Raw genomic sequence first — 14,268 nt, forward strand, 5'->3', positions numbered from 1 at the left:
GAATATAAACGTGTCCGATCGCAACTTCACCGTCATCGAAAACGAATGGATCACCCTCAAGGACGGGACCCGGCTGGCGGCGCGCATCTGGATGCCGGAGGGAACCGAGCAGAATCCGGTCCCGGCGGTGCTCGAATACCTGCCCTATCGCAAGCGCGACGGCACCTGCGCCCGCGACGAATCCACCTATCCGGTCTTCGCCGCGGCCGGCATTGCCGGCGTTCGCGTCGACATCCGCGGCTGCGGCGAATCCGAAGGGGTGATCGACGGCGAATATACGCCGCGCGAACTCTCCGACGGCTGCGAAATCATCGAATGGATCGCGACGCAGCCCTGGTCAAACGGCAAGGTCGGCATGATGGGCATCTCCTGGGGCGGCTTCAACTGCCTGCAGGTGGCCGCTCTGAAACCGCCGGCGCTCAAGGCCGTCATCTCGATCGCCTCGACCGTCGACCGCTACAATGACGACATCCACTACAAGAACGGCTGCCATCTTTCGGCGCAGCTTTCCTGGGCCGCGACCATGCTCGCCTACCAGTCGCGCTCGCCCGATCCGGAGCTCGTCGGCGAGCGCTGGAAGGAAATGTGGCTGGAGCGGCTGGAGAACGAGCCCTTCTTCCTGGAGGAATGGCTCGAGCACCAGCGCCGCGACGATTTTTGGCGCCACGGCTCCATAGCCGAGGATTTCGAAGGCTTCCCGGTACCCGCTCTCGTGATCGCCGGCTGGGCCGACGGCTACCGCAATACGCCGATCAAGGCGATCGAGGGGCTCGGCGACAGGGCCAAGGCGCTGATCGGACCATGGGTTCACAAATACCCGCATTTCGCCTGGCCGAAGCCGCGGGCGGATTTTCACAGCGAGGCGATCCGCTGGTGGAACCGCTGGCTGCGCGATGAGAGAAACGGTGCCGAAAGGTTACCGCAGATCCGCGCCTATATTCTCGATGGCCCGAAGCCGGCGCTGAGACGCAACGAAGATCCCGGCCGCTGGATTGCCAAGGACGTCTGGAACACCCCCGACGCGCGCAGCTTCACGGTATCGAGCGACGGCAGCCTCGTGACCGGGGCCGCTGCCAAGAAGGGGATCGGCGACATCTATCTCCGCTCGCCGCTCGATACCGGCACGGCCGCCGGCGAATATTTCACCTTGAAGCCGGATGCCGAGATGGCCGGCGACCAGCGTATCGACGATGCGGGTTCCCTCACCTTCGATAGCCATCCCCTGCTCGAAGCGGAGGACTACCTCGGAGAACCGGCCCTCACTCTGGAGGTCGCCTGCAGCGCGGAGACGGCCAATCTTGTCGCCCGTCTCGTCGACATTCATCCGGACGGCACGGCAACCCGCGTCGCCTTCGGCGTCCTCAACCTGGCCCACCGCAACGGCAACGCAAAGCCGATGCCGATGCAAAAGAACCACAAGACACGCATCACGCTGGTGCTCGATGCCTGCGGCTATCGCTTTCGCGCGGGTCATCGCATCCGCCTGTCGCTCTCGACATCCTACTGGCCGATGATCCTGCCGCCGCCCACCGATCCCGGCCTGACCATCGATACCGCGAGCCTCTCGCTGTCGCTGCCGCTCCTCGGCGAGCACCGCGAGATCGTCGTGCCGCAGCCGACCAATCCCAACCCTCTACCCACCTATATCGAGCATTCGCCGGCGCAAACCCGCCGCAGCGTCGAGCGCGATATGGCCAAGGGTGTAACGCATTATCGGATCTACGAAGACACCGGCCTCGTCGAACACCCCGATACCGGCAACGCCACGCGTGACATCCGCGACGAGGTTTGGTCGATCGCCCCCAGTGATCCGCATTCGATGACGGGCCTCTCGACCTGGACCTGCATCGCCAGGCGCGGCGAGCAGTCGCTGAAGACCGTTTCGACCTCCCGGCTCGGCTGCACGGAAAGCGAGTGGGTCACATCGGCCAAGATCGAGGCTTTCGAGGGCGAAGAGAAGATCTTCGAGAAGATCTTCGAGAAGCGGATTAAGCGGGATTTCATGTAAGGGACCGCTGAGCGCATGCGGCCATCATCCTGCTGCCGCGACTTTCTCCCCGCACGCGAAGAGAAGGGACTCGCAGATCGCTCGACCACCATTCCGCGCCTGTGAAGATGGAAAGTGCGGCGCCCGCGACGGTGTCTCCTCCCCCGTCGTGACCGGGCTCGGGTGAGGGGCAAAGTCACTGAATTCCGTTGGTCTCGCGGCTCAATTCCTGCAACGCCTCCAGCGCCCGCTCCGCATCCGCCGCCGGCACGAAGATGTGGTCGTGATAATACGCGGCCACGACATTGGCACTGATGCCGGCCCGAGTGAGTGCCGCTGAAACAGCCGCCGTCAAACCCACCGCCTCAAGTGCGGAATGAACGCTGAGCGTTATCTGTCGCAGCACCGGGCCGTAGGAAAGTCTGGCCGCATCGGCCTTCGAGCGTTCGAGTATCAGCGTCAACCCCTCCACCTCGCGGAAGGTGCCGATCGGTTCAAGGGCAAACCAGAACGCGGCATCGCCCTCGACCGTGCAGTAGACATACTCGCCTTCGCCCAGGATCGGGTTCATCCCGCCGAGCAGGTGCCGCAGATCGGTGTCTCCGCTCATGGTTGCCTCAGAGGGGCCCCAACCAGCCGTGCCACACCACGAACCAGATGGTCAAACCCTTCGCGGGCGCCTGGACTCATGTGCCGTGCCCGGAGCCAGGCATGGATCATCTGCGGCTCTTCGCGATAGGTGACGTCCACGCCTGCCTGCGCAAGGCGCACCGCATAGCCTCGCGCATCGTCCCGCAAGGGATCGAAGTGCGCCCCGGTGATATAGGTGGGCGGCAGATCGAACAGTTCGGCCGCTTTCAACGGGTAGGCGAACACATCGTCGGCCGGGGCCTTCAGTACCTCGCGATAATAGGCCACGTCGGTCGTCGACAGGCCCGGCGCCTCCGCCATCTCGGCATAGGAACCGCTAACGAGATCGCCGCCGAGGCCGGGATAGACCAGCGCCTGGCCGATAATGCCGGATAGCCCTCTGGCCCTCGCCTTGAGCACGATGCCCGCAACCAGATTGCCGCCGGCGCTGTCGCCGACAGCGACGAGCGGCCGACCATCGGCAAGCAGGCTTTCGAGCACGGCGGAACAGTCATCGAAAGCCGCCGGCCAGACATGCTCCGGCGCGAGCCGATAGTCCACCGAAATCAGCTCAGCCCGCACTCCATGCGCAAGCTCGGCACAGATCGCATCATGGCTCTCGAGCGAGCCGACGACAAAGCCGCCACCATGGATATAGAGCACGCGCACCGCGGTCGCGACCTCCGCCGGCCGATAGTGCCGGATCGGAATCCGCCTGGCTACAAGCGCATCGCGCCTTGTCAGCCCCTCCGGCGACGGCGCGTCGAACTCCGCACACAGAGCGTCGTACCATTGTCGCTGTTGTGAGATCGAAGCGGTCACGGCATCGGCCGGGTAGAACGCCTCACAGCGCTCGTGGAATGCCAGGATTTCGCGCTCCGTCGGCATCGGTCTTGATCGTCTCGAATCCATCCTGCGCTCCCTTGAGCCCACCTTAGCACCGGCCTGCCGCCATGCACGACCAGCTGCGCCAAATCGTGGCGCTGCATCGGCCGGCTTGCCATCCGCTTGTCGCCCGGTGTTAATTCGCTCATGGCATTCACACTCAGGCAATTGCAATATTTCGTCGCTGTCGCCGAACAGGGCACGGTCACCCGCGCAGCGCAGAACCTGTCGATCTCGCAGTCATCGATCACCGAAGCGATCAAGGAGTTGGAGACAGATCTTGGCGTCGAGCTCTTCGACCGGCATCCGCGCGGCCTGTCGATCACCCATAACGGTCACCAGTTCCTCCGTCATGCGACGAAGATTCTCGCCGATGTGTCCGATGCGCGGCGCAGCTTCTCCGATAGCCGCGAGGAGCGCGGCGGCAGGCTTAATCTCGGCGTCACCTCGCTCGTCGCCGGCTACGTGCTCTCCGACCTGCTGGCCCGCTATCGCCGCGCCTGCCCCGGAGTCGAGGTGAGTGCCATCGAGGACAACGGCTCCTATCTCGAGCACCTGCTGGTCGGCGGCGAGCTGGATGTCGCCGTGATGGTGATCTCCAACCTGCGCGACCGGATGGCGCTGCAGGCGGAAATCCTCGAAACCTCGCCTTACCGGCTCTGGCTGCCGATCGGCCATCCGCTCGTCAGCGCCGACATCATCTCGGTCGAGGATATCGCCAGGGAGCCGCTGATCATGCTGACGGTCGACGAAATCGAGGAAAACACCGGCAAGCTGCTGACGGCGCTCGGCGCCCGGCCGCATGTCGCCTTCCGCACCCGCTCGGTCGAGGCGGTCAGAAGCCTGGTCGCCACCGGCGCCGGCATCGCGCTTTTGCCGGACCTCGTCTATCGCCCCTGGTCGCTCGAAGGAGACCGTATCGAGAGCCGCGACGTTTCCGGCGCCTTGCCGGTCGTGCAGGTCGGCATGGTGTGGCGCAAAGGGTCAAGCCTGCCGCAATCGGCGCGCGATTTCGTCGGCATCGCCGAAGCCCTTCGCAGTGCCCGTCCACGGTGAATTGATATCGGGAAAACCGATAACGCCATTCTGATTAATGAATTTGCGAATACGGAGAAATAGAGGCACGCTTCATCCCAGGGAACAAGGCCGCGGACGCGGCATAACTGGGGAGACTTCAATGAAGCAGATGTTGAAATCCTGCACGGCGCTTACCCTTACGCTCGGCCTCGTTGCCCCGGCACTTGCCCTGGAGCCGCAAAAGGAGCTCGGCCAGGGTGAGGGCGAGCTCTCTATCGTAGCCTGGCCCGGCTATATCGAGCGCGGCGAGACCGACAAGAACTTCGACTGGGTCACCGAATTCGAGAAGAAGACCGGCTGCAAGGTCAGCGTCAAGACCGCCGCCACTTCCGACGAAATGGTGGCGCTGATGAACGAGGGCGGCTTTGACCTCGTCACCGCCTCCGGCGACGCCTCGCTTCGGCTGGTGGCCGGCAAGCGCGTCCAGCCGATCAATACCAGCCTCATTCCGAGCTGGAAGACCATCGACGAGCGCATGCAGAACGCGCCCTGGCACACGGTCAACGACGTCCATTACGGCACGCCCTATGTCTGGGGCCCGAACGTGCTGATGTACAACACGGAAGCCTTCAAGGGTCAGCCGCCGAAAAGCTGGAATGTCGTCTTCGAGGAGATGACGCTGCCTGACGGCAAGTCCAACAAGGGCCGCATCCAGGCCTATGACGGTCCGATCCACGTCGCCGACGCGGCCAACTACTTGATGGCCCACAAGCCGGAGCTCGGCATCAAGGATCCCTATGAGCTCAATGAGGACCAGTACAAGGCGGCCCTCGACCTGCTTCGCGTGCAGCGCACGCTAGTCGGCCGCTATTGGCACGATGCGATGATCCAGATAGACGACTTCAAGAACGAAGGCGTGGTCGCGTCCGGCTCCTGGCCGTTCCAGGTCAACCTGATGCAGGCCGAGAAGCTGCCGATCTCCTCGGTCATTCCGGAAGAAGGAGTAACCGGCTGGGCGGATACGACCATGCTGCATGCCGAGAGCGAGCATCCGAACTGCGCCTATATGTGGATGGAGCACACGCTCTCGCCGAAGGTCCAGGGCGACGTGTCCGCCTGGTTCGGCGCCAACCCCTCCGTTGGCGCCGCCTGCAAGGGCAACGAGCTCCTGACCGACGAGGGCTGCGCCACCAACGGCTACAACGACTTTGAGAAGGTCAAGTTCTGGAAGACGCCCGTGGCCAGGTGCGCAAGCCAGAGCGAATGCGTGCCCTATCACCGCTGGGTGTCCGACTATATCGGCGTGATCGGCGGCCGGTAAACCGCCGCTTTCCCTCCCCCTTGTGGGGAGGGTGGCCCAAAGGGCCGGGAGAGGTTCGTCTCAAAGTCCCCTCCCCAACTCTCCCCACAAGGGGGAGGGAGTCGATCCTGCATGCCGCACCGACCGCAGGTCCCTTCTCCCCGCTCGCGGGGGAGAAGGTCGCGGCAGCGGGATGAGGGGCCAGAATCCCGGAGCATTTCCATGACCACCGCCGTTCTCTTCGACAATGTTTCCCGCCATTTTGGTGCGGTGCGCGCCGTCGATTGCGTCAACCTCTCGATCGCCGAGGGCGAATTCTTCGCGATGCTCGGGCCCTCCGGCTCGGGCAAGACGACCTGCCTGAGACTGATGGCCGGCTTCGAGCAGCCGAAGACGGGCCATATCGAGATCTTCGGCGAAACCGCCGAGGGCGTGCCGCCCTACCGCCGCAGCGTCAATACCGTCTTCCAGGACTATGCCCTCTTCCCGCATCTCTCGATTCTCGACAACGTCGCCTACGGGCTGATGGTCAAAGGAGTCGGCCGCGAGGAAAGACGCAAAGCCGCGGAAGATGCGCTCGCCATGGTCAAGCTGCCCGGCTACGGCGCGCGCCGGTCCGGTCAGCTTTCCGGAGGCCAGCGCCAGCGGGTGGCACTCGCCCGCGCCCTCGTCAACAACCCCAAGGTGCTGCTTCTCGACGAGCCGCTCGGCGCGCTCGATCTGAAGCTGCGCGAGCAGATGCAGGAGGAGTTGAAGAGCCTGCAGAAATCGCTCGGCATCACCTTCGTCTTCGTCACCCACGACCAGGGCGAGGCATTGTCGATGGCCGATCGGATCGCCGTCTTCAACGAAGGCCGGATCCAGCAGCTCGGGCGGCCGGAAGAGGTCTACAACCAGCCGAAGACCCGCTTCGTCGCCGATTTCGTCGGCTCGTCGAACGTGCTCTCTGCCAAGCTCTGCCAGAGGCTCGGTCTGAAATCCTCCTTCGCGAGCCTTCGGCCGGAGTCGGTTGCGCTCGCGCCGGCGGCGGACGGCGCCCTCAGCCTCTCCGGCATCGTCGCCGGCCGCAGCTTTCTCGGCGCGACCAACCGGATTGTCGTCGATGTCGACGGCAACCGCATTGCCGTCGCCAGTCCCGCGGCGCAGAGCGTGCCCGCGATGGGCAGCCCGGTCACGATCAGCTTCGCCGCCCGCGACCTTCACCCGATGGAGGACGCATGACGATTGTTGCCGAAAGCTTCGTCCTTCCGGAGCGCCGCAGCACAACCGGCCGTCTCTCGGACTTCTTCTGGCGGCACCCGCCTCTGCTCCTGACGGTGCTGCTCGGGCCGCCTTTGCTGTGGCTCGGCATCGGCTATCTCGGCTCGCTTTTCGCGCTGCTTCTCCAGAGCTTCTTCTCGATCGACGAGTTTTCCGGACTCATCAATTACGAGTTCACGCTTGCGACCTACCGGCAGCTGTTCAGCGAAGCCAATCTCGACATCATCCTGCGCACCGTTTCGATGGCGGCACTGGTGACGCTCGTCTCGGCGTTCATCGCTTTTCCAATCGCCTATTATGCGGCCCGCTACGCGCGCGGCAAATGGAAGGCGCTTTTCTATCTGGCGGTCATGCTGCCGCTCTGGTCGAGCTATCTCGTAAAGGTCTACGCCTGGAAGCTGATCCTTGCGAAAGAAGGTATCCTCACCTGGTTTTTCGAGAAGCTGAACCTTCTCTGGCTGCTCGATGCCTGGCTTTCGCTGCCGGTCGTCGGCGGCAATTCGCTGTCGGTCAGTTACACGGGCACCTTCATCGTCTTCGTCTATGTCTGGATGCCTTTCATGATCCTGCCGATCCAGGCGGCGCTGGAGCGCGTGCCGGCCAACCTAGTCGAAGCCTCGTCCGACCTCGGCGGTACGCCGGCGCAGACTTTCCGCCATGTGCTCTTTCCGCTGGCACTGCCAGGCATAGTCGCCGGCTCCATCTTCACCTTCTCGCTGACTCTCGGCGACTACATCATCCCGCAGATCGTCGGTTCGTCGCGGCTCTTCATCGGCCAGGCGGTCTACGCCCAGCAGGGCACGGCCGGCAACATCCCCCTCGCCGCCGCCTTCACGGTCGTGCCGATCGTCATCATGGGCGCCTATCTCTGGATGGCCAGACGCATGGGGGCCTTCGATGCGCTCTGAGAAGATGAATCGCGCGCCCCTTGGCCTGAAGATTGCCGCAGCCGCCGGCCTTGCCTTCATGCACCTGCCGATCCTGTTGATCTTCCTCTATGCCTTCACGACGGAAGAAAAGACCTATCAGTTCCCGCCGCCGGGGCTGACGACGCAATGGTTTGCCGTCGCCTGGAACCGGCCGGATGTCTGGGCGGCTCTCACCCTCTCCGTCAAGGTCGCCGCGGTCGCCACCGCCGCGGCACTCGTCCTCGGCACCCTTTGCGCCGCCGCGGTCAGCCAGACGCGCTTCTTCGGCCGCGAAACCGTGTCGCTGCTGGTCATCCTGCCGATCGCGCTTCCCGGCATCATCACCGGCATTGCGCTGCGCTCGGCCTTCTCGATCGCGGACATCCCGTTCTCGTTCTGGACGATCGTGCTCGGCCACGCCACCTTCTGCATCGTCGTCGTTTACAACAACGCGATCGCCCGCTTCCGGCGGATTTCCGGCTCGCTGATCGAGGCCTCGATGGATCTCGGCGCCGACGGCTTCCAGACGTTCCGCTACGTGATCCTGCCGAACATCGGCACGGCGCTGCTTGCCGGCGGCATGCTCGCCTTCGCGCTTTCCTTCGACGAGGTGATCGTGACGACCTTCACCGCCGGCCAGCAATCAACCCTGCCGATCTGGATGCTCGAAGAGCTGATCCGCCCGCGCCAGCGGCCGGTGACCAACGTCGTCGCGATGATCGTCGTCATCGTCACCTTCCTGCCGATCCTCGGCGCCTATTACCTCACCCGCGACGGCGACCAGATCGCCGGCGCCGGCAAATAATATCGAACATAAAGGGAGAACAGACATGGACACCCAACTCCTGATCGGATCTCGTTTCGAAGCCGGGACCGAGGCCGAGGAGCACATCCTGAACCCGCGGACGGGCGCCAGGATCATCGACCTCGCCGAAGCCTCCCATGCGCAGATCGACGCCGCCGTCGACGCGGCCGAACGCGCCTTCGTTACCTGGTCGCAGACGACGCCTGCGGAACGCTCGAACCATCTGCTGAAGATCGCCGACGCGATCGAGAGGAACGCCGACGACTTCGCAGCACTCGAAGCCTTGAACTGCGGCAAGCCGATCAACGCGGTGAAGAATGACGAACTACCGGCGATCATCGATTGCTGGCGATTCTTCGCGGGCGCGGTTCGCAACCTGCACGCGCCCACGGCGGGTGAATATCTTCCGGGCCATACCTCGATGATCCGCCGCGACCCAATCGGCATCGTCGGCTCGATCGCCCCCTGGAACTATCCGCTGATGATGATGGCCTGGAAGTTGGCGCCGGCAATCGGCGGTGGCAACACCGTCGTCTTCAAGCCGTCGGAACAGACGCCGCTGACGGCGCTGAAGCTTGCGCGGCTGCTGGCCGATATTCTTCCCGAGGGTGTCGTCAATGTCATCGCTGGCCGCGGCGAGACGGTCGGCAATGCGCTGATCAACCATCCCAAGATCTCGATGGTGTCGATCACCGGCGATATCGCCACCGGCAAGAAGGTGCTCACCGCCGCCGCCAAGACGGTCAAGCGCACCCATCTCGAACTCGGCGGCAAGGCGCCGGTCATCGTCTATGACGACGCCGATCTGGAAGCGGTCGTGAACGGCATCCGCACCTTCGGCTATTACAATGCCGGCCAGGACTGCACCGCCGCCTGCCGCATCTATGCGGAGGCCGGTATCTACGACAAGCTCGTCGCCGATCTGACATCTGCCGTATCGACCATCCGCTACAACCTTGCCGACGATACCGAGAACGAGATCGGACCGCTGATCTCCAAGCGGCAACGCGATCGCGTCGCGAGCTTCGTCGAGCGGGCATCAGACCAGAAGCATATCGAGATCACCACCGGCGGCGGCACGGGCAGCGACGACGGTTTCTTCTTTCAGCCGACGGTCGTCGCCGGTGCCACCCAGGAGGACGAGATCGTTCGCCGCGAGGTTTTTGGTCCGGTCGTGTCGGTCACCCGTTTCTCCGGCACGGACGATGTCGTCGCCTGGGCAAACGACAGCGATTACGGCCTCGCCTCCTCCGTCTGGACGAAGGATATCAGCAAGGCGATGAGGGCCGCCTCCCGCCTGCAATATGGCTGCACCTGGATCAACACGCATTTCATGCTGACCAACGAGATGCCGCATGGAGGCGTCAAGCAGTCAGGCTATGGCAAGGACATGTCGGTTTACGCGCTGGAGGACTACACCGCCGTTCGGCATATCATGATCAACCACGGATAAGGCCGCTTGTCGCCCGTGTCGTAGGCAAGCAAGACCAGATGAAAATGCTCGCCGCCCGTCGCCACTCTCCGGCGGCGGGCGTTTTCCCCGATCGGCTAATTGCCCGTACCCTGCGGTAGCGTCTTTGCCACCCGCGCAGCGTGTTGTTGCACATTTCCCACAAGCGCAAAAACATGAGTGGATTCTCACAAAATCCTGTTGCGCGCGCAATAATCATGAGTGAATAGCTCATCTTACAAGCTCACTGTCCAGAAGGCTGCAGTTGCAATGCCCAGCCAAGCCAACCACCGCTGCTTCTAAAAGCGCGACATCGAGCGCCCAATGGATAAGCTCACGGCGCCACGACGGGTGACGCCGTGACGACGGGCAGCTCCATCAGCATGCCGGAGGCCGCGGGGGCGAAGGGCCTGTCGGCGGCCTTTGCCGGTCCGCATGCCTGGTGCAACGAAAAGATGCGCTTTGCGGCTGTTCCCTTCGACGGGGCCTACTGGATCAGCCTGAAGAAATGAACGAACGCAGGCGCGTCGTAGCGATTTCCCCGCTCGGTCGGGGCGGCAATGCCAGCTTTGCTCGAACAGTATGTAAATCGGATTCGATTTAGCGGAAAAAGCATGCAGTAATTCAAAGCGCTACAGCGACCCCTTGCGCGTCCTGGTGGACGGCCGCCGCTGTAGGAGGGTCTTTATGCTGTGGGTGATTGCGTTACTCCTGGGCCTGGTGATCGTGTATCTCGCGGCCCGCTATGGCCGCTTTCGGAGTTGGGTAGAGCCCGTCCTCTCCATTGCGGTCGCCGTGGGGCTTGCCGCCGCCTTTCTGATCTGGCTGAGTGAAAGCACACCCGAACCGGCTGCACCCGCCCCCTCCCCGCCCCCGGCCGGGATCGTTCCTTCAGACATCGTCCTCGAGAACCTCGCCTTCGAGCGAAACCAGTCGGAGCGCAGCTATCGACTGCATGGGACGGCCAGAAACACCTCGGCAATCACGCTGGAATATTTCCGCCTGACGGTCACGCTCGAGGATTGCTCGGCAGGCGCCTGCAGGCGGGTCGGCGACGACACGGCGCTGGTGCTGGTGCGCGTGCCCGGCGGCGAGACCCGCCCCTTCGAGACGTTTCTCACCTTTCCCTTCCGCCCGGACGAGATCCCAAAGGCACCCAGATGGAGCTATCGGATCGTGGAGGCGAAGAGTGCTACGGCGCGATGATCACGCCGCCTTTATAGCTCCGAGCGCGCTCAGCAATTCGCCAGTCGTCACGACGTCGGCAAACTCGGCCCTGAGTGTCGCCACATGCGCACGGTGGATTTCCCGCGCCGCAATCACGCCGCCCGCGCCATCCGCCACATCGAAACAATCGCAAGCGTCTTCGACGAGGAACACGCGATAGCCGAGATTGGCAGCGACCCGCACCGAGGTCGAGACACACATGTCGGTCGAGATGCCGAACATCACGACGGTATCGGCTCCAAGGCGCCTGAGCCTCAGATCGAGATCCGTGCCGATGAAGGCCGCGTTGACGCTCTTGGTGACGAGGCTTTCCCCTCCCATCGGGCCGAAGCCTGGGCGAAAGGCGTTGCCCGGCTGCTCTGGATGCAACGTCGAGCCTTCCTTGATGCTGTCGTGCCGCACATGAATGATCGGCCGCTTCGCCGCGCGCCAGGCGGCGAGAACTGTCAGCCCGTTTTCATCGACGCGTCCATTCCAGCGCGGCGGCCAGGGCACCGCATCAAAGGCGCGCTGCATGTCGATCGGGATCAGGACGGCATTTTCCGGCAGTTTCAAGCTGTTCATGAGATCGGCTCCTTCGTTGTCCGGAGACGCTAACTGCCTTATCGTGCGGTTTCATTGGGCATGATGCCGTCCCGCCGGACATTTGTCCGGCACAGGCGGCCGAGGACGACGAATTGACCGAACTTGATGAGAAGGATCGCCTGCTGCTTGCGGCATTGCACAAGGATTCTCGCCAGAGCCTGGTGGCGCTTGCCCGTCATGCCGGCCTTTCGCGCAGTGCGACGCATGAACGGCTGCGCCGGCTTGAAACCAGGGGCGCCATCGCCGCCTATACGATCCGGCTCGGCGCAGAGCAGAAGGCCCCGATGGTGCGCGCACTTGTTGCCGTCGCCTTCCATCCCGGTAAGAATTGCGACCATGTCGTGCCGCACCTTTCGGGCATGCCGCACGTCGTCAGTTGCTGGTCACTTGCCGGCGCGACGGACCTGATGCTGCTCGTCGAATGCGATTCGAACGATGACCTCGACATGATCCGGCGGCGGATCGCCATCATTCCGGGTGTCGCAACCGTCCAGACACATGTGACGCTCAGGACGCACTTCGACCGGCGCGGCTGAGCCTTCTTCAGCAATAGATCCTGAATTTTTCGCGGATGGCACGGTCAATTTCGGGCGCAATGACGGACGGCGCGGCCTCGCCGAGAATGCGATTCTTCCTCTCGATGGCGCGGGCGACGAGATCCGGTCGGCCGATCTCCACCCATTCCTTCGGGCTCGTTCGGTCGGCCACCGCCGGATAGATGTACTCCGTCTGCATCAGCCCCAGCGTCTGGGAATGACCGAGATAGTGGCCTGGGCCGTCGAGGCAGACGGAACGCATGGTGTCGAGCGAGACGGAATCCTCGGTCACATCTATGCCGCGGATGCAGCGCTGCACCTGGCCGAGCAGATCGTCGCCGAGGACCAGCGATTCCAGGCAGAAGCCGAGCAGCGAAGCATGCATGCCGACCGCTTCATAGACCATATTGAGGCCCGAGAGCCCCGCCATGACGTTGGAGATCGCCTGTTCCCAGCCAGCCTGCATGTCGGGAAGCTTCGCATCCGCAATGCCGGCGGCGGCGCCGCCCGGCAAGCGATAGAACTGGTGCATCTGGGCGCAGCCGGCCGTCAGCAGCGCCTGCTCGCCGGAGCCGCCGGACATCGCACCCGTTCTCAAGTCTGAAACGAACGGCCAGGTTCCGAAGACGGCCGGATGACCGGGCGACATTGCATTGACATAGACGACGCCCGCCAGGCATTCGGCGACCGCCTGGACGATCGCGGTTGCGAGCGGTGCCGGCGCGGTTGCCCCCGCCTGCCCGGCCGAAAGCAGTAGGATGGGCATGCCGCCGCGGATGCACTTCTCCATCGTGGTGCAGCTCTCTTCCGCAAATTTCATCGGCGGCACGACGAAGCAGTTGGAATTCGAGACGAAGGGCCGCGCGCGCCACTTGTCCTCTCCGCCGGCGATCATGTGGATCAGATCGAAGCAGCCCTCCACATGCGACGGATCGGAAAAGCTGGTACCGACATGCTTGGTGGTGCCGGCGCAGCAGGCATAGAGCGTGTTGATGTCCATCAGGAAATTGTCGGGAATGTCCCGGCAGACCATGGCGCGCTGGAAGAAGTGCACATTGTCGAGATGATGGACGAGTTGGGCGGCGTTCAAGAGGTCCTTGGTGGTCGACTCGCGATATTCGCGCTTTTCGACATCGACAACGTGCACCGCCGCCCCGGCCGTGCCGTAATAGACACGCGTGCCGGTGAGCTCGAGATCCTGCTTCGGATCGCGGGCGTATAGCGTAATGTCACGCGCGGCAATCGCCAGCATGTCCTCGACCAGCGCACGCGGGAAGCGGATGCGCCCGTCGTCGCCGAGAATGGCGCCGGCGCCGGTCATGATCTCGATGCCGGATTTCGGCGCATTGGCCAGGCCGATCTGCTCCAGCGCATCGAGCGCCGCCTCATGAATGCGCTTCACACCCGCCTCGGTCAGCGGTTTGTACTGGCCGCCGGAAAGACCCGGGCGCACCGGTCGGATGTTTTCCGCAAGCGGTGACGAGCGCAGCGCCACACGCGCCGCCCGTCCGCCGGACCGTCTCGAAACCGCAACTGCGCATTCGTCAGCCATCATCATCTCCCAATGGCGTTCGTCGTCTTACTCGTTGCGCCTCACCCTGACCCTCTCCCCGCACGCGGGGAGAGGGTCAGGGTGAGGCGTCGCGGCTTGTCCCTTCTCCCCGTCACGACGGGGAGA

The 14,268-nt window shown here is 63.6% G+C and carries 14 protein-coding genes; 10 read left to right on the plus strand and 4 right to left on the minus strand.

The window, feature by feature from the left end:
• The first annotated feature begins 10 nt into the window (after positions 1-10).
• Positions 11-2,008, plus strand: a complete 1,998-nt coding sequence (locus tag NXT3_RS12655; RefSeq protein ID WP_104839449.1) for a CocE/NonD family hydrolase — start codon at positions 11-13, stop codon at positions 2,006-2,008.
• Between the two features lie 175 nt (positions 2,009-2,183).
• On the opposite strand, the gene NXT3_RS12660 is transcribed toward NXT3_RS12655, so the two are convergent.
• Entirely contained in the window at positions 2,184-2,597 is a 414-nt protein-coding gene (locus NXT3_RS12660) for an ACT domain-containing protein (RefSeq protein ID WP_097525294.1), read from the minus strand.
• Positions 2,594-3,529, minus strand: a complete 936-nt coding sequence (locus NXT3_RS12665; RefSeq protein ID WP_097525293.1) for an alpha/beta hydrolase — start codon at positions 3,527-3,529, stop codon at positions 2,594-2,596. The genes NXT3_RS12660 and NXT3_RS12665 overlap by 4 nt, the downstream gene beginning before the upstream one ends.
• Before the next feature lie 120 nt (positions 3,530-3,649).
• Here NXT3_RS12665 and NXT3_RS12670 point away from each other — a divergent pair, with 120 nt between their 5' ends.
• The 8 genes from NXT3_RS12670 (at position 3,650) to NXT3_RS12700 (ending at position 11,448) form a co-directional block, all read left to right on the plus strand.
• Entirely contained in the window at positions 3,650-4,558 is a 909-nt protein-coding gene (locus NXT3_RS12670) for a LysR family transcriptional regulator (protein WP_037415247.1), read from the plus strand.
• A 121-nt stretch (positions 4,559-4,679) separates the two neighbouring features.
• Positions 4,680-5,840 (plus strand): ABC transporter substrate-binding protein, encoded by a 1,161-nt coding sequence (locus NXT3_RS12675; RefSeq protein ID WP_097525292.1) that lies wholly within the window; start codon positions 4,680-4,682, stop codon positions 5,838-5,840.
• A gap of 201 nt (positions 5,841-6,041) precedes the next feature.
• On the plus strand, positions 6,042-7,040 hold the full coding sequence (locus NXT3_RS12680) for an ABC transporter ATP-binding protein (protein ID WP_037415242.1): 999 nt from the start codon (positions 6,042-6,044) through the stop codon (positions 7,038-7,040).
• Positions 7,037-7,987, plus strand: a complete 951-nt coding sequence (locus NXT3_RS12685) for an ABC transporter permease (RefSeq protein ID WP_037415239.1) — start codon at positions 7,037-7,039, stop codon at positions 7,985-7,987. The genes NXT3_RS12680 and NXT3_RS12685 overlap by 4 nt, the downstream gene beginning before the upstream one ends.
• Positions 7,977-8,792: an ABC transporter permease gene (locus NXT3_RS12690; RefSeq protein WP_037415236.1), complete on the plus strand. Its 816-nt coding sequence runs from the start codon at positions 7,977-7,979 to the stop codon at positions 8,790-8,792. Before NXT3_RS12685 ends, NXT3_RS12690 begins: the two co-directional genes overlap by 11 nt.
• Before the next feature lie 25 nt (positions 8,793-8,817).
• Entirely contained in the window at positions 8,818-10,245 is a 1,428-nt protein-coding gene (locus tag NXT3_RS12695; RefSeq protein WP_097525290.1) for a gamma-aminobutyraldehyde dehydrogenase, read from the plus strand.
• A 356-nt stretch (positions 10,246-10,601) separates the two neighbouring features.
• Positions 10,602-10,754, plus strand: coding sequence for a hypothetical protein (locus NXT3_RS31660; RefSeq protein WP_157213155.1), 153 nt, complete (start codon positions 10,602-10,604; stop codon positions 10,752-10,754).
• Positions 10,755-10,929: 175 nt separating this feature from the next.
• Positions 10,930-11,448 carry a hypothetical protein gene (locus tag NXT3_RS12700; protein WP_097525289.1) on the plus strand — a complete coding sequence of 173 codons (519 nt, stop codon included), beginning with the start codon at positions 10,930-10,932 and terminating at the stop codon, positions 11,446-11,448.
• On the opposite strand, the gene NXT3_RS12705 is transcribed toward NXT3_RS12700, so the two are convergent.
• Positions 11,449-12,033, minus strand: a complete 585-nt coding sequence (locus NXT3_RS12705) for a cysteine hydrolase family protein (protein ID WP_104839450.1) — start codon at positions 12,031-12,033, stop codon at positions 11,449-11,451.
• Positions 12,034-12,146: 113 nt separating this feature from the next.
• Between NXT3_RS12705 and NXT3_RS12710 the strand changes: the two genes are divergently transcribed.
• Entirely contained in the window at positions 12,147-12,590 is a 444-nt protein-coding gene (locus NXT3_RS12710) for an Lrp/AsnC family transcriptional regulator (RefSeq protein ID WP_234819730.1), read from the plus strand.
• A gap of 7 nt (positions 12,591-12,597) precedes the next feature.
• Here the strand turns inward: NXT3_RS12710 and NXT3_RS12715 are convergent, their stop codons facing one another.
• Positions 12,598-14,142, minus strand: coding sequence for a trimethylamine methyltransferase family protein (locus NXT3_RS12715; protein ID WP_176536493.1), 1,545 nt, complete (start codon positions 14,140-14,142; stop codon positions 12,598-12,600).
• Positions 14,143-14,268 lie beyond the last annotated feature (126 nt).

The organism is Sinorhizobium fredii, from assembly GCF_002944405.1.
In the GTDB taxonomy this organism is placed as follows: Bacteria; Pseudomonadota; Alphaproteobacteria; order Rhizobiales; family Rhizobiaceae; genus Sinorhizobium; species Sinorhizobium fredii_C.

What these genes read in the sequence shown, in the direction of transcription:
- NXT3_RS12680 (WP_037415242.1), top strand. Translation starts at nt 6,042, where the DNA reads ATGACCACCGCCGTTCTCTTCGACAATGTTTCCCGCCATTTTGGTGCG.
- NXT3_RS12705 (WP_104839450.1), bottom strand. Translation starts at nt 12,033, where the DNA reads ATGAACAGCTTGAAACTGCCGGAAAATGCCGTCCTGATCCCGATCGAC.
- NXT3_RS12715 (WP_176536493.1), bottom strand. Translation starts at nt 14,142, where the DNA reads ATGGCTGACGAATGCGCAGTTGCGGTTTCGAGACGGTCCGGCGGACGG.
- NXT3_RS12670 (WP_037415247.1), top strand. Translation starts at nt 3,650, where the DNA reads ATGGCATTCACACTCAGGCAATTGCAATATTTCGTCGCTGTCGCCGAA.
- NXT3_RS12685 (WP_037415239.1), top strand. Translation starts at nt 7,037, where the DNA reads ATGACGATTGTTGCCGAAAGCTTCGTCCTTCCGGAGCGCCGCAGCACA.
- NXT3_RS12665 (WP_097525293.1), bottom strand. Translation starts at nt 3,529, where the DNA reads ATGGATTCGAGACGATCAAGACCGATGCCGACGGAGCGCGAAATCCTG.
- NXT3_RS12660 (WP_097525294.1), bottom strand. Translation starts at nt 2,597, where the DNA reads ATGAGCGGAGACACCGATCTGCGGCACCTGCTCGGCGGGATGAACCCG.
- NXT3_RS12700 (WP_097525289.1), top strand. Translation starts at nt 10,930, where the DNA reads ATGCTGTGGGTGATTGCGTTACTCCTGGGCCTGGTGATCGTGTATCTC.
- NXT3_RS12695 (WP_097525290.1), top strand. Translation starts at nt 8,818, where the DNA reads ATGGACACCCAACTCCTGATCGGATCTCGTTTCGAAGCCGGGACCGAG.
- NXT3_RS12675 (WP_097525292.1), top strand. Translation starts at nt 4,680, where the DNA reads ATGAAGCAGATGTTGAAATCCTGCACGGCGCTTACCCTTACGCTCGGC.
- NXT3_RS12690 (WP_037415236.1), top strand. Translation starts at nt 7,977, where the DNA reads ATGCGCTCTGAGAAGATGAATCGCGCGCCCCTTGGCCTGAAGATTGCC.